The sequence below is a fragment of the Escherichia sp. MOD1-EC5990 genome (genome assembly GCF_002965285.1).
Lineage (GTDB): Bacteria > Pseudomonadota > Gammaproteobacteria > Enterobacterales > Enterobacteriaceae > Escherichia > Escherichia coli_F.
This window is the reverse complement of record NZ_PTRV01000004.1, coordinates 236,402-259,493: the sequence shown is the minus strand read 5'-3', so window position 1 is coordinate 259,493 and position 23,092 is coordinate 236,402. Positions and strand designations below refer to the sequence as shown.

Sequence of the window (23,092 nt, the reverse complement as noted above, 5' to 3'; positions counted from 1 at the left end):
CTAGGATGCCATTGGCCCATGAAGCTGAAAAATCAGATATTGGCTCATAAGCCGCCCCTTACGCGCAGATAAAGTCCAGCACGTCCTTCATGCTTCCCTGTTTGTTCATCACGTCAAAACTTGCGCATTCGGTCTTCTGTTCGTAAACCGTATTCATGTTTTCGCGAAGCGTTGTAATACGCTGCACTGCCACATCTAACTGACGTGTGCCATTAATGGGTTCATAGAAAGCCGCCGCCAGAGAACGCGGTTGTTCGGTGCCTTTTTCTGCCAGCGCCCAGGAGGCGTAGGCACGGCTGGCAAAGCTGTTTTGTTTACCGGTTGGGGAAACTTTAAACGCTGCTTCCGTAAAGGCGCGCAGGGTCTGATTAGCTAATGCTTCGTCACCGCCGAGGTTTTCGACCAGCAGATCTTTATCAATGCAGATATAGGTGTAGAACAGCGCAGAACCAAATCCAGTTTCACCAAGATGCCCTGCACCAGCATCTTCAGAGACCTGGCGCAAATCATCAACGGCGGTGAAAAAATCATCTTCGACAATCGTTTCACTGACACCAAACGCGTGCGCGACCTGACAGGCGGCTTCAACATTAAACTCGGGTTTATTCGCCAGCATACGACCAAACATGGCGATATCTACCGCCATGCGGTCTTTACGTAACAAAGCGAGATCGTCCTCTTTTGGCGCGCGCTTTTCTTCTGCCAGTTGATGGGCCAGCGCTTTTACGGCGTCAAATTCTGCCGGGCTGATATGGACGAGCTGTTCAGTTTCAGCGTTAGTGAGCGGATCTTTTGGTTTTTTGTCTTTTTTGGCTTTACCAAGATAATCGGCAATATCTGCCGCCCATTCGATGGCTTTTTTTTCTTCGATTCCTTTCTCAATCATGATAGTTGCTGCCTCGCGCGCGATACGCCCACTACGAATACCAATATGGCCCGCCAGCGCCTGTTCAAAAAGTGCAGAAGTGCGCCACGCACGTTTCAGACTTTGCGAGGAAACGCGCAGACGCGTTGCTCCACCCAGCACCACGGTTTTCGGCGCACCGGTGTCATCACGGTTAAGATTGGCTGCAGGGTAAGCGGTTAACAAATGGAGCTGAATAAATGTCGTCATGAGATAGTCCTTTATTAATTTTGTTCGTTATCGGCGTCGCCAGCCTGGTAATATTCCAGCGCCCAGCGGATACGGATAAATTCTGTTGGCCGCTGCTGACGGCGGTGATGGTTGAGCAGGTCGTCACTCTCCTGGCACCAGCGGAAAATATCGTCTGCCAAAGAGATAAGATTGACGGAACCGTTTAATAATTTGACCGCGCGACGTAACTGGCGCAGTAAATCATCCGGCGTTTTTACTGCCGACAGGCGCGAAAACCGCCCTTCTGACATTACTGCCGCCAGCTGCGCGGCAAAAGGCTGCCGTTCATCAATGGCTTTTACATTGGCGCTAACTGCAGCGACCAGTGCCAGTGCGGTAAAACGCCACTCTTGCGCTTCAACTTTCCACAACGTGTGGGTCTGCATTAGCAGAGAACGAAACCCTTCTGACAAACAAACATCATTAACCGTCGTACTACGCCGCAGACTGGCACGATTGCCGCGTTTTTCCTGCAATTCCTCGTGCCATTTGCGCAGCGTGGCTTTGTGCTCCTCTTTTACAATACTCATTCAGCAGCCTCCTGCTTTTTCTCCCTGGCGGCTTTAGCACTTTGCTTCTCCGCCGATGTTGTAAAATATTTCTTGCGCGCGGTCATGACGCGTTTCAAATCAACGGGCTCATAAGGATTAGTGAATACCCGCTCGTCAAAATCCTGACGCGCGAATAACCACATTTCCTTTTGCCATTTGCTGAGTAATTCATCCGGCTCCTGACCTTCTTCAATTTGACGCACTAACCTCAGGAAGCGATGCTGAGTTTTGTTCCAGAAGTCGATATCCACAAAACTGAAATCACCCCGTGCACCTTTTGGATCGGAGAACCATGCTTCTTTCAATGCACTCCGTAATAGACTTAGAATCCGTGAAGCCGTTTGCGCAGCCAGCCGCAGCTTTGGTATCTGGCCTTCTTTTTTATTGAGCAGTAGCGGGAAATGGTGTTCGTACCAACAGCGCGCTTTCATGTTGTCGAAATCATAGCCAAATCCCCACAGGCCCACTTTTGCCTGTTTCAGACTGCTGGCATTAAAGAGTTTCACCACCAGCGCGGGAAGTTCCGTATTGTTTTCTGACTTACCCGTTTCGATAAGACCTAACCAGTCGCGCCAGATTAAACCGCCCGGTTGTGGCTTGACCGAGTAAAGCTCGCCGCCCTCTTTAAGTGGTACACGGTAGGGCGTTAAGGGATGCTGCCACATGGCATAATTCGCACCGTACTTTTTGGTCGTCATCAGGCTCAGGAGCGCATCGCTCTGCTCACCGCAAATATCGCAGTTGCCGACTGTCGTGGTATTAAAATCAACACGTATGCGCCGAGGCATTCCCCAGTACGCCTGGAGTTTGTTGACCTGATCATCAGTTACCACCGCACCGGCCAGTTCACTGGTACGCGTCGGGCCAAGCCAGGGGAAAACCAGATCGTCAAATTTTTTGGGTAGCGGTAAGTCAGATTCATCCTGCGGCATCACGTTGAGCCACAGTTTGCGCCACAAGGGTGTTTGTTGATTGCCCTGATATTCCTGTAATTCAATCAGCGTCGTCATCGGCCCACCGCCGCGCAAACCGGTGCGATAGCCTTTGCCGCCCGCTGGTGCATTCAACTGTAAAGAGAACAAGGCCAATGCTAAGCAATGGGGGCACAGGTGTTCCGTTACACCACGCTTGATAAAGTGGTCTTTATTAAACTTCGTCGTTTGAGAGCCGGGAATTTCAGGCAGTAATGAAGCTACCGGAACTTTATCTCCCGTAAGCGCCTCGAAATCCTGCATAAATGAAGGGGAATCTGGGCCAAACTGGAAAGCGTGTTCTAAAGACAGCAATGCTTCCCGTAGCTTTTCAACCTCCAGCCCGTCTTCCCAGATATCATCCCAACGACCGTGATTTTTGGGCGCGAAGCTGGTTTGTAGTAGTCCCAGCAAAAACTGCCATGCCGCCCCCTGGAGATCTGCCCGCGGCGCAGCGATATCGACAACATTTTCATCCGCCAGATCGACTGGCGCCAGTTTGCCTGTCGTTCCGTCTTTATAACGAACGGGCAACCACGGGGTTGTCAGAAGTGAAAACGAGTTCATACGCATCCTCTCGTAAAAAAGACCATCCCAGGTCGGTTATCCATCCTTCCATCCTTTTTTGTGTATCAACTATTCAGAGAATCCTGTCGCAGGCATCTCAACCAACCTTGCCAATCAATCCCTCCGTAGCCGAATATCCACAACTTTCGTCATCGGTGACTAAAATCACGTTTGCCATCTCCGGATCTTGCCGCTGTTCAACGCGCCACTGCCTGAACGCATCCCCTTCCAGTAAAGAAAACTCATCCCGATGTTTTTTCCACCAGCTTTGGCGCACTTTGACAACGCTCATTTCCCATGCGTGAGCGCCAGTGGCATAAGGCTTCACCACACCGTCAATACAGGTAGCCAACCACAAGGAAACAGACTCCTCAGCCAGACGTGTCGACAGTTTTTCCGGAAGGTAATCGTTGATATTGGCGGCATAGCCGGGCCTGAAGTTCAGCACAAACTTATTAGCCATTGAACGATCGCAGTAGTATTTGCCCACTTGCTCCTGCTCGCTGCGGGCAAACCCTTCCGGCATTACCACGTCCTCACCGTAGACTGATTCAATCAGAAGCCGGGCTGAGTGTGGCATCTGAATCGCGCCTTGTTCACGCAGCACACGCTGCGTCAACCAGATTCGCCCATGATCGGGATAGACAAATGCACTGTTACGCATGGCACTGGCAAACCATTCTTCACCCGGAGAGTCGTCCCAGACGGGGGCCAGAATCAGCAATACAGGAGGGTGACGCTCGTCTTTACCGTCACGCTTTAACTGACCATTAATATCGCGGATATGTCGCTGTAATCGCCCTGCTCGCTGGATCAGCAAATCAACATGGGCAAGGTCGGAAATCATTTCGTCCAGGTCGCAGTCGACGCTCTGCTCCAGGACCTGAGTACAAATGAGGACTTTTCCGGCACGCTGTGAACAGTCTTCTTTACCAAAGCGTGCCAGCGTCTCCGTTTCAATTCGCTGGCGATCGCTGAAAGCAAAGCGGCTATGAAAAAGTGAAAGGCTGGAAGCAGGAATGACGCCGCGGGCAAGCAGCTGACGATGAACCTGGATGGCGTCATCGACAGAATTCCGAATCCAGGCGATGCATTTCCCCTGACTTACCGCCGATTCGATACGCGCAATACACTCTTGTTCGCTATGAAGCCAACCCACACTCACGCTGCGCTCAACGTCTTTGCGCGTCGCTACCCGGTGCGAATGCACATCGGATTTCGTGACATGCGTCAGCCAGGGATAATCATCTTTTTCCAGCAACGGAGCTTCTTGCTGGCCCTCTGCACCACGCGCAAAGGCGGCGACGAGTTTGTCACGCTGCTGTTGAGACAACGTAGCAGAAAGCAAAATAACGCTGTTTCCGCCACGCGCCTGCCGCTCGATCAGCCCTTCAAGAATGCACGACATATAAGCGTCACAGGCGTGGATCTCATCGGCTAGCAGGATTTTGTTACTCAGCCCCAGAAGCCGCAGATTATTATGTTTGAACGGCATCACCGCCATCATCGCCTGATCCAGCGTGCCGACGCCAATTTCAGCCAGCAACGCCTTCTTGTTACTGTCAGCAAACCAGGCCGCACATCCCTGACTGAACGCTTGTTCATCCGGTTCTTCTGACCCCACAAAATCACCAGACCACAGCGATGCGTTAAAGCGATCCATTAGCGAACGAGCGCTGTGTGCCAGCACCAGGCTGGGGCGGGATTGTGGCGAATAGAAAGCAAGCCAGGTTTTTACCAGCCTATCGTACATGGCATTGGCCGTTGCCATTGTTGGCAAACCAAAAAACAAACCCTGTGCTTTCCCCGCAGACATCAACCTGTGCGCCAGGATAAGCGCCGCTTCTGTTTTACCTGCGCCAGTCACATCTTCCAGAATAAACAACTGTGGTCCTGGCTGGCTGATATCCAGATCCAACACCTTTTGCTGTAACGGTGTTGGGTTCTCAATAAAAGGAAACAGCGTATTAATTCCAGTGAAAGGCGCGCTTTCTGCTTTTGGGGGAAAGACGGTTAATGCGTTTTGAGCCTGAACTAAAGCCTTCTGCCAGTAATCTTTAATATCCATTGCCTGTGCAACGCGTGGAAAAAACCGCGTTGACGATCCCGTCCAGTCTGCGAGTACGACGGTTGCAGAGATATACCAGGAAAAATGTTTTATAAGTTCAACGCCCTCGTCATCATCCCAGAATGTAGGGATCTCGATGAGCGGAAACAGTACCTTGATTTCAAGGAGAAAATCCCGTGCGGCAGCTTTGTCTTCAGGCAGAAAGTTGTCCAGTTCATCGATACGGTCAGGAGGCCGACCATGATGCCCGGTCGTCACGGGCATCCACATATCTATTACCCGTTTAAGTTTGCGCAAAGAGAGTGAAGATGAAGGAAGCAACTCTTCACATTCAATTAAATAATGATGCCACAACCAGTAACCCAGCGTTGAATGAGAGATCTTTTCGTAATTCTTTCTTGCGCCTTCCGGAACCTTGAGTTGTGGGTGCAGGTAAAGTTGCTGAAATGAGCGGGCAAATTTTCCAGTATCGTGCCAGCACAACAACCAGGCGAAAAATTGTGCTGCCTGATCCGTGTCAGCGAAACCTAATTGACGAAAATAGTCAGCCAGCCCGAAACAGTTGTTTTTGACCATTAAATAGCCTATCGCGGCTACATCCAGCGAATGCCAGCAAAGAAGGTGATAATCGTCGCCACCCTCTTTCTCGCCACGTCGGTTTTTTCCCCAGAAATCAAAGAAAGTCACAATGTTTTTATCCTTCAGTAAAACTTAAAGGATATTTACGCATATATTAAAAATTATCTGTGATATATATCGTTCAATAAAATATTTACATTATGAATAATTCAATGATTTTCATCTGTGATATATATAAATAATAAACACAGGCATAATATTCACAAAAACAATATAAATGAAAAAAGGGTGCAGGAGACCAAACCATCACAATTCAATACGCGGGGTTTTACCCCCGCGTGGTGGCTACTTCTTCGATTCGTAAGCGAGAACTGCCTTAAACTCCATACCACGTTCTCTGATACTCAACTCACACAACGAGTCGCCTACCATCAGCGTGAATCCCAGTACTGTACAACACAGTACGATGATTGCCACAAGGGCATATTTTGTCAGCATGTCTTGCCTCCCTGCAAAGAAGAGACTAACATCCGAATTGCTACGTTCGAACGCGAGCCTCAGGTTGATAGATATATCGCCTGGGGCTTTTGTCCATCTGGAACCTCGCGAATGCTTAACGCCAGACAGCCTCAAGCACCCGACGCCATTCTATAACTGTTGATTTCCCCTGCTATATTCACGTTTAAATGCCGGAATGCTGCTCGCAAAATAAAAACACCCCCATCATTTCTGACAGAGGCGTTTATTTTATCCGACAATATTTACCCTTCGTGCAGCCCACATTCCCTTTTTAAGCCAAAGAAACGCGTTTCTTCTTCCGCCATACCGGGTTCCCATTTACGGGTTGTATGTGTATCACCAACCGATAAATATCCTTCGTCCCATAATGGGTGATATTTCAGGCCATGTTTTTGCAGATACTGATAAATAGTTCGGTTATCCCAGTCGATAATCGGCAGCACTTTAAATACACCACGTTGAATTGCCAACACCGGTAAATTAGCGCGGCTGCCGGATTGTTCACGGCGCAGGCCAGCAAACCACGTTTGTGCGTTCAGTTCTTTCAGCGCCCGGTTCATCGGTTCGACTTTGTTGATATCGTTGTACTTTTCAATGCCTTCAACGCCCTGCTCCCACAGTTTGCCGTAGCGTGCTTCCTGCCAGGCGGCGCTTTCGGTAGCGCGGTACACTTTCAGGTTGAGCTTGAGTTTGTCCGTTAACTCGTCAATAAAGCGGTAGGTTTCCGGGAACAGATAACCCGTATCGGTCAGGATCACCGGGATATCCGGGCGAATCTGATTAACCAGATGCAGGCTCACCGCCGCCTGAATGCCGAAACTGGAAGAAAGCACATATTCACCGGGCAGATTTTCCAGCGCCCAGGCAACGCGGCCTTCAGCATCCAGTTTTTCAAGCTCGGCGTTAGTTTCCGCCAGCGCCAGAATGCGATCTACCTTCGGCAGTTCGTTCAGGGCATTTAGATCGAGTTTGGACATAGATTCCTCACTGTTTGCCTTGCCTGATGCGACGCTTACGCGTCTTATCAGGCCTACAAGACTGGACTGATGGTTAATCCCACAAATCACGCGCCGGATCGAGCACCGGGCGAATGATGCCCGCACGCACCGTAAAGTCACCGAAGCCTTCACCCGCTTCACGCTCTTTCGCCCAGCGCCCTATCAGTTCATCAAGCGTCGCCAGGATTTCCGGCTCGGTGATGTTTTCTTTATACATCCGTGGGATACGCGTTCCCATGCGGTTGCCGCCAAGATGCAGGTTGTAGCGACCCGGCGCTTTACCCACCAGGCCCACTTCCGCCAGCATCGCGCGACCACAACCGTTCGGGCAGCCTGTTACACGCATCACGATGTGCTCATCGCTGACACCATGTTTCGCCATTAAATTATCGATGTTATCGATAAACGACGGCAGGAAACGCTCCGCTTCCGCCATCGCCAACGGGCAAGTCGGGAATGACACGCAGGCCATTGAGTTTTCGCGCTGCGGCGTGACGGCATTCATCAATCCGCTCTCTTTGGCGATCTTCTCAATCTTCGCTTTCTCGCTTTCCGGTACACCGGCGATGATCAGATTCTGGTTCGCCGTAATGCGGAAATCACCTTTGTGGATCTTCGCGATCTCCAGCAGGCCGGTTTTCAGCGGACGCCCCGGATAATCAAGAATTCGGCCATTTTCGATAAACAGCGTCAGGTGCCATTTGTCATCGATCCCTTTTACCCAGCCGATACGATCGCCGCGTCCGGTAAATTCATAAGGACGGATCGGTTCGAACTTGATCCCCGCGCGACGTTCCACTTCTGCTTTAAACGTCTCGACCCCCACGCGCTCCAGCGTGTATTTGGTTTTGGCGTTTTTACGGTCAGTACGATTACCCCAGTCACGCTGAGTGGTAACGACCGCTTCCGCCACCGCCAGCGTATGCTCCAGTGGCAGATAGCCAAACTCGCTCGCCGTGCGGGCGTAGGTTTTCTTGTTGCCGTGTTCGATAGAAAGCCCACCGCCCACCAACAGGTTAAAGCCCACCAGCTTGCCGTTTTCGGCGATTGCCACGAAGTTCATGTCGTTGGCATGCAGATCGATATCGTTCTGCGGCGGGATCACTACCGTGGTTTTGAATTTACGCGGCAGGTAGGTCTGACCGAGGATTGGTTCTTCATCGGTGGTGGCGACTTTCTCCTGATCGAGCCAGATCTCCGCGTAGGCGCGGGTACGCGGCAGCAGATGTTCAGAGATTTTCTTCGCCCACTCATACGCTTCCGCGTGCAACTGAGATTCAAATGGGTTCGAGGTGCAGAGTACATTACGGTTCATGTCGTTGGCGGTCGCCAGCGCATCAAGACCGACCGAATGCAGCATCTGGTGCACCGGTTTGACGTTCTTTTTCAGAATGCCGTGGAACTGGAACGTCTGGCGGTTGGTCAGGCGAATGCTGCCATAAATGGTGTTTTCACCGGCGAATTTATCAATTGCCTGCCACTGTTTAGTGGTGATCACCCCACCCGGCAGACGGCAGCGCAGCAGCATCGCATGACGCGGTTCCAGCTTCTGTTCAGCACGTTCGGCGCGGATATCGCGGTCATCCTGCTGATACATACCGTGGAAACGGATCAGCAGGAAGTTGTCGCCCTTAAAGCCGCCGGTCAGACCGTCGTTTAAATCTTCCGCAATGGTCCCGCGCAGGTAGTTGCTCTCAAGCTTCATGCGCTCGGCGTCTGTCAGTTTTCCTTCGACCACTAAAGGCCCTGGATGTTTTTCGTTCATTAGTAGACATCTCGCTGATAACGGCGCTCTACGCGCAGCTCACTTAAAAATTCATCCGCCGCTTCGGTGTCCATGCCACCAAATTCGGCAATCACTTCCAGAAGTGCCTGTTCAACGTCTTTCGCCATGCGATTAGCGTCGCCGCAGACATAAATGTGGGCACCGTCATTGATCCAGCGCCACAGCTCTGCGCCCTGTTCGCGCAGTTTGTCTTGTACGTAAATTTTTTCTTTTTGATCGCGCGACCAGGCGAGATCGATACGTGTCAGCACTCCCTCTTTGACGTAGCGCTGCCACTCCACCTGGTAGAGGAAATCTTCCGTAAAGTGTGGGTTGCCGAAGAACAGCCAGTTTTTACCCGGCGCTTCGTCAGCAGCACGTTGCTGCATAAAGGCGCGGAACGGTGCGATGCCGGTGCCCGGGCCAATCATAATCACCGGCGTTTCCGGGTTGGCTGGTAGGCGGAAGTTGTCGTTATGTTCGATAAATACGCGGACTTCGCCCTCTTCTTCCACACGGTCCGCAAGGAAGCTGGAGGCACCGCCAGCACGGGCGCGGCCTTCCACGTCATAACGCACCACGCCAACGGTGACGTGTACTTCGTTCTCGACTTCCGCCTGCGAGGAGGCGATGGAGTACAGGCGCGGCGTCAGCGGGCGCAGCAAGTTAATCAGGGCTTCAGCGTCAAGCTGTGCCGGAGAAAAACGCACCATGTCGACAATCGGCGTCGTCGCGGCGTAATGCTGTAACTTCGATTTATCGCCCACCAGCGGCAGCAGCGTTTCACTGCGGGTTAGCGTGGCGTAGTTCTCAACGATGTTGGCGGTGTTGACGGTGAGTTCAAAATGCCACTGTAGCGCCTCATTCAGCGGCAGGGTTTTGCCCTCAACGGTGACAGGTTCATCACCTTTCAGCCACAGCAGTTCGACAAGTTCTTTCACCAGTGCCGGATCGTTCTGATACCAGACGCCCAGCGCGTCACCCGGCTGATAACGCAGGCCAGAGTCACCTAAGTCAATTTCGATATGGCGAACGTCTTTTTCAGAGTTACGCCCGGTAATTTTCTGGTTAACCGAAAGGCTCGCCACCAGCGGCGCGTCTTTGCTGTACGGGCTGGTGTGGATTTCATTTACCGCGCCAGTAGCGACGGATTGTGAAGGTGCTGCGACAGGCGCGCGCGATTTAAGAACATCGACCACGCGGGCGCGCCACTCGCTGGCAGCAGCCTGGTATTCAACGTCGGCATCGACACGGTCGAGCAGGCGTTCACCGCCCAGTTCCGCCAGCTTGCTATCGAAATCTTTCCCGGACTGGCAGAAAAATTCATAAGAGCTATCGCCGAGACTAAACACGGCAAACGCGGTGTTTTCCAGCTTCGGCGCTTTTTTGGAGAACAGGAACTTATGCAGCGCGACGGCCTCTTCCGGCGGTTCCCCTTCACCTTGCGTTGACGTCACCACGATGAGCAGTTTTTCGCTGGCGATTTGTTTGAATTTATAGTCGCCCGCGTTCACCAGCTTAACGTTCAGTTTTGCCGCTAATAAATCATCGCGTAATGTTTCAGCAACCCGGCGCGCATTGCCGGTTTGCGAAGCGGAGATAATAGTTATACCCGGCATTTCTGCGGCGGGCGCTGGCGTCGCTGTAAGCGCAGCAGGCTGCTGGTTGAGCACGCCCCAGAAATAGCCAGAAACCCAGGCAAGCTGGGTGGGAGTTAAATCGGTCGTGGCCGCCTGAAGGCGTGCCAGTTGCTCCGGGTTCAACGGAAGCAACGCGGAAGGTGGGACCTGTGTCGTCATGCGTCGTTATGTTCCAGTAAGCAAAGCTGTTTCTGCGCCCTGTCAGCGCCCATAAAACAGAAGAGAAGGTAAGGTTAACGGGATGAACGGTGTGGATTAAAGACGGGATAGCGATAACTAATAACCAAATCGACTAACCTGTTTTAGCAATAGTCTTTAACAACAAAATAGATTACTCAACCCAATGAAAAACAAATGAATTTATCCAATCATTAAGATAAATCAGCGATTTTGCGCAACAAAGTCGTTTTAGATAATGCGAAAAAACAGCCTTTCCGGTACTCTACGGCGGTTTTATCGTCCTGTAGAGAAATTATGATGTCCACCACGTTATTTAAAGATTTCACCTTCGAAGCCGCTCACCGCTTACCACACGTCCCGGAAGGGCATAAATGTGGTCGCCTGCACGGGCATTCCTTTATGGTGCGACTGGAAATTACCGGGGAAGTCGATCCGCATACGGGCTGGATTATCGATTTCGCTGAACTGAAAGCAGCGTTTAAGCCAACTTATGAGCGCCTCGATCACCATTATCTCAATGATATTCCAGGTCTGGAAAACCCAACCAGCGAAGTTTTAGCAAAATGGATTTGGGATCAGGTTAAACCCGTTGTGCCGCTGTTAAGTGCGGTGATGGTAAAAGAAACCTGCACCGCAGGTTGTATCTATCGCGGCGAATGATAAGAGTGTGTCGGCGGTCAATTTCCCTTAAGTAACGCTATGTTAGGGTGTTGTGTTCTGGATATCTGGGGCATGACATGGAAGACGACTGCGACATTATTATTATTGGTGCCGGTATTGCAGGCACTGCTTGCGCGTTACGCTGCGCGCGAGCGGGTTTATCCGTTTTGTTACTGGAACGCGCTGAAATTCCCGGCAGCAAAAATCTTTCCGGCGGGCGGTTATATACCCATGCACTTGCGGAACTCCTCCCTCAATTTCACCTGACCGCGCCCCTTGAACGACGCATCACTCACGAAAGCCTTTCTCTGTTAACGCCCGATGGCGCAACGACGTTTTCCAGCTTACAGCCCGACGGTGAATCCTGGAGTGTATTACGTGCGCGATTCGATCCGTGGCTGGTTGCCGAAGCCGAAAAAGAAGGTGTCGAATGCATCCCCGGTACGACGGTGGATGCACTGTATGAAGAAAAAGGCAGAGTTTGCGGCGTTATTTGTGGTGACGATATTCTCCGCGCCCGTTATGTGGTGCTGGCAGAAGGTGCCAACAGCGTCCTGTCTGAGCGTCACGGGTTAGTGACTCGTCCTGCTGGCGAAGTGATGGCGTTGGGGATTAAAGAAGTTCTGTCACTGGAAACATCCGCTATTGAAGAACGTTTTCATCTGGAGAATAACGAAGGCGCAGCGTTGTTATTCAGCGGCGAAATCTGTGATGACTTACCCGGCGGCGCATTTCTTTATACTAATCAACAAACGCTCTCGTTAGGGATTGTTTGCCCGCTCTCTTCACTTACGCAAAGTCGTGTTCCGGCAAGCGAGCTGCTGGCTCGCTTTAAAACGCATCCGGCAGTGCGCCCGCTTATCAAAAACACGGAATCACTGGAGTATGGCGCGCATCTGGTGCCGGAAGGTGGGCTGCACAGTATGCCGGTGCAATATGGCGGTAACGGCTGGCTGCTGGTGGGCGATACGTTGCGCAGTTGCGTCAATACCGGAATTTCCGTGCGCGGCATGGATATGGCGCTGACTGGCGCGCAGGCGGCGGCACACACGCTGATAAGCGCCTGTCAGCACCGCGAGCCGCAAAATCTGTTTCCGCTTTATCATCACAATGTAGAGCACAGCATGTTGTGGGATGTTCTACAGCGTTATCAGCATGTTCCGGCGCTTTTGCAACGCCCGGGCTGGTACCGTAAGTGGCCTGCGTTAATGCAGGATATTTCCCGTGATTTATGGGATCAAGGTGATAAACCTGTTCCGCCGCTGCGCCAGTTGCTCTGGCGTCATTTACGTCGTCATGGCCTGTGGCATCTGGCGGGCGATGTTGTCAGGAGTATTCGATGTCTGTAGCCCGTAATCTCTGGCGCGCTGCTGATGCGCCACATATTGTTCCGGCAGACTCCGTTGAGCGCCAGACGGCAGAACGGTTGATTAACGCTTGTCCGGCTGGTCTTTTTTCGCTCACGCCGGAAGGCGACTTACGCGTTGATTATCGCGGCTGCCTGGAGTGTGGCACCTGCCGTTTACTGTGTGATGAAAAAAACCTACAACAGTGGCGCTATCCGCCTTCCGGATTCGGCATCACCTACCGCTTTGGATAAATAATAAGGATAATTTATGCCCCTCTTACACCTGCTCCGCCAGAATCCGGTGATTGCTGCCGTTAAAGATAATGCCAGCCTGCAGTTGGCAATCGATTCTGAATGCCAGTTTATTTCCGTGTTATACGGCAATATTTGCACCATCAGTCATATCGTCAAAAAGATTAAGAACGCCGGAAAATATGCTTTTATTCATGTCGATTTGCTGGAAGGCGCGTCAAATAAAGAAGTAGTAATTCAGTTTCTGAAACTGGTGACCGAGGCGGACGGCATTATCAGTACCAAAGCGTCAATGCTAAAAGCGGCGAGAGCGGAAGGCTTTTTCTGTATTCATCGCTTGTTTATTGTCGACTCGATTTCTTTTCACAACATTGATAAGCAGGTTGCGCAATCGAATCCTGATTGTATTGAAATTCTGCCAGGCTGTATGCCTAAAGTGCTGGGCTGGGTAACGGAGAAAATCCACCAGCCGCTGATTGCTGGCGGGCTGGTGTGCGATGAAGAAGATGCGCGTAATGCGATTAACGCCGGTGTAGTGGCGCTTTCTACCACGAATACCGGGGTCTGGACGTTAGCGAAAAAATTGCTTTGACGAGATAATCGTAACGAATTGAATTTGTGTGATTTGTAGGCCACATGCCTAATCCGGCATTCAGCGCCTGATACGACGCTTGACGCGTCTTATCAGGCCTACAGTCCCCAGCCCAGAACCGTAGACAGGATCATCCGGCAGCACGTTATTGGCAATCTGCGTGAATGGTTGTCACCAGTGCCTCCAGCACCGCTTTCCAGTCATCAACCACGCCAACATCTGCCTGTGAAAATACCGCCGCGCTGGCGTCATGATTAATCGCCACCACAAACTTGCTATTGCGGACGCCCGCCATTAACGCTGCTGCGCCGGAAGCGCCAACAACAATACACACCTCAGGTGCCAGCAGATGTCCGGAAATACCAATCACTTTTTCGGCATCAACGCCACCGTTCATTACTCGCGCCCGACTGTAGCCCGCTTCGGCTCCCAGCTTTTCTGCCAGCATAGCGATTTCCTGGTTATCTGCCTCTCCGCCCTGCCCCACCACCAGCACCCGTCTGGCCTCAGCTAATGGGTCGTGGGTAACATTTTTCAGATCCTCTGTGCTAACCAGCCAGTCGGGAAGCGCGCCGGGGACAATGTTCAGTTGCTGCATACCAGAGGGCAACGTGGCATTTTTCACTGCTCCCGCCTGGCGGGCAAGGGAAAGGCATAGCGGGCGTTTTTCTGTTTGCAGCGTCGCCGTTAGCGCATTTCCCCAGTGGGATTTGCGTACGCTTCCGGTTGGAATATTTAATGAAGTCACCTGGCATATACTGGCACCATGTAAACGCCAGGACAGGCGGGTAGCCAGTTCATCGCCAAACGTTCCCGGCGGAAAGAGAACAACGTCCGCAGGCGTTCGCTGCCACTGTTCTACCAGCGCATCCAGCACCTGTTCCGCGACCATCGGCTGCGGCTCGATTTGCCAGTGCGTTAATGTGCTGCCGCTGAAATCCTGCTCCGCCAGCCAGCCCGCTATTGCGGCATGTTCCTGATTTATTGTCACAATGGCGATATTCATGGCTGCATCCTTTGGCGTAAATAGTCCTGCCATAGCTTTTGCGCTTTTTCTGCTACCGTTTGCCCATCAAGAAGCGTTGCACCGCGTCGTTGCTCTGGCCTTTCCAGTTGCCGGCACTGCATCGCTGACGATTCAGCAGTAACAGTTTTGCGGATAATTTCAGCTTTCCCCGCAGCCATTCGCTGGCGCATTCCCGGTACTGGCAAGGCCACCTCGCCACACTGGCGCACGGCAATCACCGCAGGCAAGCGAACCCGACAACAGCGTAATCCATGTTCAGTACGCTGTTCGAGCGAGATAAACGGTGCGTCGAGAGTAAAACGCTCCACCTGGGTAAAACAGGGCCAGGTCAGCATTTCCGCCAGCAAAAATGGCGTTTGCCCGTTCTGCCCTTCGCTGCTCTGGCAGCCAGTAATGATCAGATCCAGCGGATTCTGGCGCTGCCATTCGGCAATATGGCGAGCGACAAATTCCGGCGCAAAGCGCAGATCTGCCGCCGTCTCCAGCAATACAGCTTCCTCAAACCCAAGAGCCATGAGATAGCGCAGCCAGTGCAACGCCCGTTCATCCCCCATGCTCAACGCGGTTAAAGACATCGACGTACCGTTTTTTCTCTGCGCCAACAGCAGCGCGGCGGCAGCCTGTTCATCAGCACCGAGTAAACTTCGCAGAAGCGAAACATCCGGTCCGCTATTACCCTGAGCCGCTGCCTGCCACTCTTTTTCCGCCAGCATTCCGGCATCCGGTTCGGCTTTAAATGCTAACAGAATGTTCATTAGTACCTCCTACATTTCCCGCCGCCACCAGCGGGAGTGCTTTGGTTTCTGGTGCCCATAGCCAGGTCACAACAAAACCAACCAACAACACTGCCGCCAGGAGCAATAAGGTGACTTGCATTCCCCACTGCGCCAGCACCCACGGCAGCAGGCCAGTACTTACCGCCGCCCCCAACCGACTCATGGCAGTGGCAAAACCGACACCCAGCGAGCGAATGTCAGTAGGAAAACTTTCCGCAGGCAAAATGCCCACCAGATTACTGACTGCCGAAATGGTGGTGCTGAAGAGAACAAAAAGCAGCAGCGTTAATGAACTGCCAGAAGGCAAACAGGCCATCACTACCAGCGTTGCCGCCAGCAGCAAAAAACTTCCCAGCAAAAATTTGCGATGTGCCAGCAGGTGCGTCAGAAATAATCCCAGCAGCGCGCCCACAATTAACAACGCATTAAGCATCAGGCTGGCAGTCAGCGCATCTTCCAGTCCAATAGTTTGGGCGATAGTTGGCAGCCAGGTATAAATCACAAACCATGGGATTACGAGGCAGACAAAGAAGACGCTGTTAAACGCCGTGCGCCGCCAGTAGCGCGAAGAGAACAAGGTTTTGATGTGTTTATGGGTCGCCGTTGCCACTTCATCGCCCAGTAAAACATGGGGACCAAAATAGCGATGCACGATAGCGTGAGCTTCTGCAAAACGCCCCTGGCGCAGTAGCCAGCGTGGCGATTCTGGCGTTCCCCAACGTAACAACGTAATCAACAGGGCAGGAAATGCCGCCGATGCAAGTAACCATCGCCAGGCTTCGGGGCTTTCGCTAATAAAGTGATGTCCGGCAAGACTTGCCAACACATAACCTACGGTCCACACCACGCTGAAAGCGCCTAGCAAAATACCGCGATGGCGGCGCGGGGAAAATTCAGCCAGCAAGGTGTGACCTACTGAATAGTCGCCTCCCAGACCAATGCCGATCAAAATGCGTAGTCCAATAAGATGCTCTGGCGTGGTGGCAAAAAATTGCAGGAACGAGGCGAGCGTAATCAGCATAAAGCTGAAGGTGAAGATTTTTTGCCGCCCGATATGGTCGGAGATCCAGCCCAAAACCAGGCTGCCGATAAACAGGCCAAGTAGCGCCGAGCCGCCGATCATTCCCGCCATAAACGGCGTCAGTTGCATGGCTGGAGTAAGCTGAATTATGGCGTAACCAATGACGCCGAGAACATAACCGTCGGTCAGGTGTGCGCCGAAAGTCAGCGCAGCAATTCGACAGTGAAAACGGTTAAGCGGTAAATCATCCATTCGCACCGGTGAAGTGTTCATCTTTACCCCTTCATTGTCCGGTAATAAGAACGGCTTCCCGGTTGAGAAGCCGAAAAGACAACGCCCCGTCATCGCGAAACGCTGCCTGACACATTATTTTTCAATCGGATAGATAGTACCCGTATTCATAATACCGTTAGGATCGAACTGTTTTTTCAGCCCTTCCAGCAATGTCCACGCGCTGCCGTGTTCCAGTTTGCTCCAGTGAACACGATGTTTACCGATACCGTGATGGTGTACCATCGAACCGCCGAGGCGAATGGTTTCTTCGCAGATGATTTTGTTGAGCGGATTGTGGTATTTGTCGATTTCCTCTTCCGGCTTACAGTCAACGACGTTGTAGTCGTAGACGAAGTACATGTTGGTGCCGTTCTGATAGCTATGAGAGGAGTGACCGCCCAGCATGGTGATGTCGTCGGCGTGCGCGAACTCGGTACGAATACGGTTAATAACGCTTTCGTAGATTTCGTGTATGCAACTCCAGCAGCCGGACACTTCGGTGGTAAAGCCCATGTTGCCGGTTTTGAGGATCTGCACACGTTCGGCAGCCACTTTATCCGGTCCCCAGTTCAGGTTGTTAAACCAGGTTTCGATCAGCTTGCTGTCCACGCGCTGGCATTGCGGGTAACGTGCCACGATTTCAGCAATCCCTTCGCCCGTCGCCTTCGCAATGCGAGGGTTACCTTCAGCCATAAAGATCAGCACGCATTTTCCGTCGGCAAAATGGGTGAAGTGTTGGGTGCCATCTTCAGCGTCATACAAACGAGCGATCGACGGACGATATCCTTCCACCATGATTTCACGCAGGATGTTGAAGCCGGTTTTCATGTCTTCCAGGATATAGCCGTAGAAGAGGTTGTTTTCCGGGGTGAATTTAAAGATTTTCACAGTGACTTCAGTGATATAGCACAATGCGCCTTCGTTGCCGATGATGATGTGACGAATGTCCGGACCCGCCGCGCGTCGTGGCACGTTTTTAATGCGTGTCACGGTGCCATCAGCCAGTACTGCTTCCAGGCCAACGACCATATCCTCGATTGCGCCGTAGAGTGTGGAGAACTGCCCAATACTACGGGTCGCCACCAGTCCACCCATCTGCGCCAACGGTTTTGACTGCGGAGAGTGCCCCGTGGTGTAACCTTTTTCACGCAACGCGTTTTCCAGCACTTCCAGCGGAACGCCACATTGCGCCGTCGCCTGCATATTCTCTATATCAATATTAATGATTTGATTCATTGCAGAGCCATCAAGCACCACCGAGTTTTCCACAACGGTTTCCAGCCCGCCTTCGGTAGCGGAAGCACCGGTACGTGGTACGCCGTTAATTTTGTGTGCATTCATAAAATTCAGCACACGGGACACTTGCTCAGTGGAACCGAGTTTTACGACCGCTGCCGGAATAGGCAAAGTATAAATACCATGAATATCCGGAAATTTACGAAAACGATCAATACTGTTTTTCTTCAATACCGTTTCATCGGTAATTACGCGATCTGCACCAACAATTTCCTTTAGCTGGTCGACAATCGCTGCGCGAGATAAAGACATAGTAATTCCTTCCTGATAATAAAAATGGAATAGTCATTAATAAAAGAAATCAGAAACCACCGTTATGGATTAGCGCACTAAATAACCGCCATCAACCACTAATAAATGCCCGTTGACATAATTCGATGCCGGACTTGCGAGAAATATGGCTGCGCCCATTAAATCCTGAGTATCGCCCCAACGGTTTGCTGGAATATGATCAAGAACGCGCTGATTGGTTTCTGGATTACTGCGTGTCGCCAGGGTGATATCGGTAGCGTAATATCCTGGGGCAATACCATTTACCTGAATATTATATTGACCTAATTCATCGCAATAGGCTTTGGTAAATCCGGCAAGGGCGTGTTTAGTGGCAGAATAAGCAGGAGACCATTGACCACCTAAGTAAGAAAACAGTGAACAGATATTAATGATTTTACCGCTTTTCTGCGGGATCATAATTTTTGCCGCTTCGTAGCTTAACTCGAATGCGGCGGTCAGGTTCACGTCAATCATCGGGTCCCAGTCGGCACGACCGAAATCCAGCACCTTATTCAGCTTACATATACCGGCATTGTTAACCAGAATATCGACGGTGCCGAAACGTTCACAACAGGCGGCAATTATCTTCTGCGGCGCGCCTTCTGCGGTGATATCCACCTGCATGAAGCCCACCTCAACCCCCTGTTTTTCAATCATTTCCTTTGTTTCGCCATTATCTTTAACGAAACTAGGAATAAAGATATTTGCGCCTGCTTTTGCCAGTGCCATGGCAAATGCCTGGCCTAAACCGCTATTCCCACCAGTAACAATTGCGGTTTTACCTTTCAGGGAGAAAAAATCCATTGAGAACGCATTGAGAGATTCGATTGACATAGTTAGCTCCAATTTCCGTAAGGCAAAAAAAAAGAAAGGTAACTTCCCCCGCGAGAGGGAAGTTACCTTTCTCATTATCTCTGGTAACTGGAGATAATTTTTAGCATAAGGGCATAAGCGCTAATGTGATCGTAATCACAGTGTGATATTCGAATTGTCAAATAATTTTAAAAAGCAGAAGCGTGACTACTCTCACACAACACCCCTGCTTTCCATGTTATTTCTTATTGCAATTACTAGAGACCTGAGAAAAGTAATCCACCTGAAAGGGCGGCTTACTTTTCTCTTTTTTTTGTCTATTACAAATGGGAATACGATATGCAACACAACTCATATCGCCGTTGGATAACCCTCGCGATAATTAGTTTTAGTGGCGGCGTTAGTTTTGATCTGGCTTATTTACGTTATATTTATCAAATTCCCATGGCTAAATTTATGGGATTCAGCAATACCGAGATAGGTTTAATAATGAGTACCTTTGGTATTGCGGCTATTATTCTTTATGCCCCCAGCGGCGTTATTGCCGATAAATTTTCGCATCGCAAAATGATTACTTCCGCGATGATCATTACCGGATTGCTGGGTCTGTTAATGGCAACGTATCCACCGCTGTGGGTAATGCTCTGTATTCAGGTCGCCTTTGCGATAACGACGATTTTAATGCTGTGGTCGGTGTCGATTAAAGCCGCATCGTTGCTTGGCGATCATAGCGAGCAGGGGAAAATTATGGGCTGGATGGAAGGGCTGCGCGGCGTCGGTGTAATGTCGCTGGCGGTGTTTACCATGTGGGTCTTTTCTCGCTTTGCACCGGATGACAGCGCCAGCCTGAAAACGGTCATTATCATCTATAGTGTGGTCTACATTTTATTGGGGATTCTGTGCTGGTTTTTTGTTAGCGATAACAACAACCTGCGCAATGCCAATAACGAAGAAAAACAGTCATTCCAGCTTAGCGACATCCTGGCCGTTTTGCGCATCAGCACCACATGGTACTGCAGCATGGTGATTTTTGGCGTCTTCACCATCTACGCCATTCTGAGTTACTCCACCAACTATCTGACCGAAATGTACGGCATGTCGCTGGTGGCGGCGAGCTACATGGGGATTGTGATCAACAAAATCTTCCGCGCACTGTGCGGCCCACTTGGTGGCATTATCACCACCTACAGCAAAGTGAAATCCCCTACCCGCGTGATTCAAATACTTTCCGTACTCGGCCTGCTGGCGTTAACTGCCCTGCTCATCACGAACTCTAACCCGCAATCGGTCGCGATGGGGATTGGTCTGATTTTACTTCTGGGATTCACCTGTTACGCCTCACGCGGGCTGTACTGGGCCTGCCCTGGCGAAGCGAGAACACCGTCTTACATTATGGGCACCACGGTAGGTATTTGTTCGGTGATTGGATTTCTGCCGGATGTCTTCGTTTACCCAATTATCGGCTACTGGCAAGACACCCTGCCCGCTGCAGAAGCCTACCGCAATATGTGGCTGATGGGCATGGCGGCGCTTGGCATGGTGATCGTCTTTACCTTTTTGCTGTTCCAAAAAATTCGTACTGCTGATAGCACCCCCGCAATGGCTAGCAGCAAGTAAGCCAGGAAAATTACAGGAGAAAAATCATGTCGAAAAAATACATCATAGGGATTGATGGCGGAAGTCAGAGCACAAAAGTGGTGATGTACGATCTGGAAGGTAACGTGGTTTGCGAAGGCAAAGGCTTATTACAACCGATGCACACTCCAGATGCCGATACCGCAGAACATCCTGACGATGATTTATGGGCATCATTATGTTTTGCTGGTCACGATTTGATGAGCCAGTTTGCCGGGAATAAAGAAGATATTGTCGGCATTGGTCTGGGATCTATCCGTTGCTGCCGTGCGTTATTGAAAGCCGATGGCACGCCAGCTGCGCCGTTGATTAGCTGGCAGGATGCACGCGTAACACGTCCCTACGAGCACACCAATCCTGATGTGGCATATGTCACCTCTTTTTCAGGTTATCTGACACACCGTTTAACCGGCGAGTTTAAAGACAATATCGCCAACTATTTTGGTCAGTGGCCGGTGGATTATAAGACCTGGGCATGGAGCGAAGATACCGCGGTAATGGAGAAGTTTAATATTCCCCGACAGATGCTTTTTGATGTGCAAATGCCGGGCACTGTTCTTGGGCATATCACACCACAAGCCGCGCTGGCGACACATTTCCCGGCTGGGCTGCCAGTTGTTTGTACCACCAGTGATAAACCGGTAGAAGCACTGGGAGCCGGGTTACTGGATGATGAAACGGCGGTAATTTCTCTTGGCACTTACATCGCGTTGATGATGAACGGCAAAGTACTGCCGAAAGATCCGGTAGCGTACTGGCCGATTATGTCTTCTATTCCGCAAACCTTGCTGTATGAAGGTTACGGTATTCGCAAAGGCATGTGGACGGTGAGCTGGCTTCGCGACATGTTAGGCGAGTCGTTAATTCAGGATGCCAGGGCACAGGATCTTTCACCGGAAGATTTGCTCAACAAAAAAGCTTCTTGTGTGCCGCCTGGCTGTAATGGTCTGATGACGGTGCTGGACTGGCTGACCAATCCGTGGGAACCGTACAAACGCGGGATTATGATCGGCTTTGATTCCAGCATGGATTACGCATGGATATATCGTTCGATACTGGAAAGCGTGGCGCTGACGCTGAAGAACAATTACGACAATATGTGTCATGAAATGAATCACTTTGCGAAACATGTGATCATTACTGGCGGCGGTTCGAACAGCGATCTGTTTATGCAAATTTTTGCCGACGTGTTCAACCTTCCGGCACGACGTAACGCCATTAACGGTTGTGCAAGCCTGGGGGCAGCGATTAATACGGCGGTAGGTCTGGGGCTATACCCGGATTACGCAACGGCTGTCGACAAAATGGTTCGCGTGAAAGATATCTTTATGCCGATTGAGAGCAATGCCAAACGCTACGACGCGATGAATAAAGGCATTTTCAAAGACCTAACCAAACACACTGATGTGATCCTGAAAAAATCGTATGAAGTGATGCATGGTGAGTTGGGGAATGCAGATTCGATCCAGAGCTGGTCGAATGCGTAAGTGAGGAAGGCCGGGCGGGAAAATGCCCGGCCTGAACATACCTGAATGGTTATCCCCGCTGGCGCGGGGAACATAAGTTCGACAACATCAAGAATTATAACAAGTCCGGTTTATCCCTGTTTTTACAAGGAATATTAACTACAATCGATGTCCTTAGAATAAAAGACTATGCGAATCGTACTTTATCAATTTTCACTTAAAGTATGAACTGGATATCTTTATTCATAAGAACTATTCATCAACAGCGTATAGAGGCGATTATGTAAAATCACTCATTAGCCTCAAAACAAAGACAAACTTCCAGATTTATTACTTAATCAATGAATAATAAGCTTAAAAAACAAACCATTATCCTAAAGAAAAAATTAACAAACATCAATTCAATATTAAAAAAATAATATATGATAATTTCTTAATGATTTAAGTATCATACAACTAACACTTTAATTAAATTTGATTTTTTGTATCGATAATTGTGAACTTCTCATATATGGAGAGCTATTTTGAACATGAGGTGTTACGTGGATATGTTGCTTAATACGAGTACTGCTAATATAAAAACTTGAGAAAGAGATAACGGGTTATATGGTGGTTTATTCCCGCTGGTGCGGGGAACTCTTGGCATAGGCGCTATAGCAGCGCTCTGTGTCCGGTTTATCCCCGCTG

Annotated in this window: 18 protein-coding genes, 1 pseudogene and 1 CRISPR repeat array (1 of these 20 only partly in view); of the genes and pseudogenes, 6 read left to right on the top strand and 13 right to left on the bottom strand. The window is 50.6% G+C overall.

What is annotated here, in order from left to right; translation table 11 throughout:
- Positions 1-58: 58 nt before the first annotated feature.
- From cas7e to cysJ, 8 genes and pseudogenes are all read right to left on the bottom strand, one after another.
- Positions 59-1,114 carry a type I-E CRISPR-associated protein Cas7/Cse4/CasC gene (gene cas7e / locus BEB42_RS06905; RefSeq protein WP_000206455.1) on the bottom strand — a complete coding sequence of 352 codons (1,056 nt, stop codon included), beginning with the start codon at positions 1,112-1,114 and terminating at the stop codon, positions 59-61.
- Between the two features lie 14 nt (positions 1,115-1,128).
- Positions 1,129-1,665, bottom strand: a complete 537-nt coding sequence (gene casB, locus BEB42_RS06900) for a type I-E CRISPR-associated protein Cse2/CasB (RefSeq protein ID WP_000029337.1) — start codon at positions 1,663-1,665, stop codon at positions 1,129-1,131.
- Entirely contained in the window at positions 1,662-3,224 is a 1,563-nt protein-coding gene (gene casA / locus BEB42_RS06895) for a type I-E CRISPR-associated protein Cse1/CasA (protein ID WP_001084116.1), read from the bottom strand. Before casA ends, casB begins: the two co-directional genes overlap by 4 nt.
- 97 nt (positions 3,225-3,321) lie before the next feature.
- Positions 3,322-6,022: pseudogene (gene cas3 / locus BEB42_RS06890) on the bottom strand (CRISPR-associated helicase Cas3').
- 194 nt (positions 6,023-6,216) lie between these two features.
- Positions 6,217-6,369: a Hok/Gef family protein gene (locus BEB42_RS06885; RefSeq protein ID WP_000956458.1), complete on the bottom strand. Its 153-nt coding sequence runs from the start codon at positions 6,367-6,369 to the stop codon at positions 6,217-6,219.
- A gap of 263 nt (positions 6,370-6,632) precedes the next feature.
- Positions 6,633-7,367: a phosphoadenosine phosphosulfate reductase gene (gene cysH, locus BEB42_RS06875; protein ID WP_000039856.1), complete on the bottom strand. Its 735-nt coding sequence runs from the start codon at positions 7,365-7,367 to the stop codon at positions 6,633-6,635.
- A gap of 73 nt (positions 7,368-7,440) precedes the next feature.
- Positions 7,441-9,153 (bottom strand): assimilatory sulfite reductase (NADPH) hemoprotein subunit, encoded by a 1,713-nt coding sequence (cysI, locus tag BEB42_RS06870; protein WP_001003079.1) that lies wholly within the window; start codon positions 9,151-9,153, stop codon positions 7,441-7,443.
- Positions 9,153-10,952: an NADPH-dependent assimilatory sulfite reductase flavoprotein subunit gene (cysJ, locus tag BEB42_RS06865; protein ID WP_000211944.1), complete on the bottom strand. Its 1,800-nt coding sequence runs from the start codon at positions 10,950-10,952 to the stop codon at positions 9,153-9,155. The genes cysI and cysJ overlap by 1 nt, the downstream gene beginning before the upstream one ends.
- Before the next feature lie 318 nt (positions 10,953-11,270).
- On the opposite strand from cysJ, the gene queD reads away from it, so the two are divergent.
- From queD to BEB42_RS06845, 4 genes are all read left to right on the top strand, one after another.
- Positions 11,271-11,633, top strand: coding sequence for a 6-carboxytetrahydropterin synthase QueD (gene queD / locus BEB42_RS06860; RefSeq protein ID WP_000108294.1), 363 nt, complete (start codon positions 11,271-11,273; stop codon positions 11,631-11,633).
- A gap of 77 nt (positions 11,634-11,710) precedes the next feature.
- Complete coding sequence (locus tag BEB42_RS06855) at positions 11,711-12,982, top strand: FAD-dependent oxidoreductase (protein WP_001352991.1); 1,272 nt, start codon at positions 11,711-11,713, stop codon at positions 12,980-12,982.
- Positions 12,973-13,233: a ferredoxin family protein gene (locus BEB42_RS06850; protein WP_000109506.1), complete on the top strand. Its 261-nt coding sequence runs from the start codon at positions 12,973-12,975 to the stop codon at positions 13,231-13,233. The genes BEB42_RS06855 and BEB42_RS06850 overlap by 10 nt, the downstream gene beginning before the upstream one ends.
- 16 nt (positions 13,234-13,249) lie before the next feature.
- Positions 13,250-13,825 carry a glycerol-3-phosphate responsive antiterminator gene (locus BEB42_RS06845; protein ID WP_001130254.1) on the top strand — a complete coding sequence of 192 codons (576 nt, stop codon included), beginning with the start codon at positions 13,250-13,252 and terminating at the stop codon, positions 13,823-13,825.
- 145 nt (positions 13,826-13,970) lie between these two features.
- On the opposite strand, the gene BEB42_RS06840 is transcribed toward BEB42_RS06845, so the two are convergent.
- The 5 genes from BEB42_RS06840 to BEB42_RS06820 all read right to left on the bottom strand — a co-directional run bounded on the left by BEB42_RS06840 (position 13,971) and on the right by BEB42_RS06820 (position 19,325).
- Positions 13,971-14,831, bottom strand: coding sequence for an electron transfer flavoprotein subunit alpha/FixB family protein (locus BEB42_RS06840; protein ID WP_001352990.1), 861 nt, complete (start codon positions 14,829-14,831; stop codon positions 13,971-13,973).
- Positions 14,828-15,607, bottom strand: coding sequence for an electron transfer flavoprotein subunit beta/FixA family protein (locus BEB42_RS06835; protein ID WP_001023527.1), 780 nt, complete (start codon positions 15,605-15,607; stop codon positions 14,828-14,830). Before BEB42_RS06835 ends, BEB42_RS06840 begins: the two co-directional genes overlap by 4 nt.
- A complete protein-coding gene (locus tag BEB42_RS06830; protein WP_000147690.1) occupies positions 15,585-16,994 on the bottom strand; it encodes an MFS transporter in 1,410 nt (469 codons plus the stop codon). The genes BEB42_RS06835 and BEB42_RS06830 overlap by 23 nt, the downstream gene beginning before the upstream one ends.
- A 21-nt stretch (positions 16,995-17,015) precedes the next feature.
- On the bottom strand, positions 17,016-18,470 hold the full coding sequence (locus BEB42_RS06825; protein WP_000059298.1) for an FAD-binding oxidoreductase: 1,455 nt from the start codon (positions 18,468-18,470) through the stop codon (positions 17,016-17,018).
- 69 nt (positions 18,471-18,539) lie between these two features.
- The gene (locus tag BEB42_RS06820; RefSeq protein ID WP_000021336.1) at positions 18,540-19,325 is read right to left on the bottom strand and encodes an SDR family oxidoreductase; all 786 of its coding nucleotides are present in this window, start codon (positions 19,323-19,325) and stop codon (positions 18,540-18,542) included.
- A 318-nt stretch (positions 19,326-19,643) separates the two neighbouring features.
- Between BEB42_RS06820 and BEB42_RS06815 the strand changes: the two genes are divergently transcribed.
- Both BEB42_RS06815 and BEB42_RS06810 read left to right on the top strand, forming a co-directional pair.
- Positions 19,644-20,921, top strand: a complete 1,278-nt coding sequence (locus BEB42_RS06815) for an MFS transporter (RefSeq protein WP_105267246.1) — start codon at positions 19,644-19,646, stop codon at positions 20,919-20,921.
- 26 nt (positions 20,922-20,947) lie between these two features.
- Positions 20,948-22,426: an FGGY-family carbohydrate kinase gene (locus BEB42_RS06810; protein ID WP_000039727.1), complete on the top strand. Its 1,479-nt coding sequence runs from the start codon at positions 20,948-20,950 to the stop codon at positions 22,424-22,426.
- Between the two features lie 589 nt (positions 22,427-23,015).
- A CRISPR array of direct repeats spans positions 23,016-23,092; the repeat unit is 29 nt; it runs 745 nt beyond the window's last position.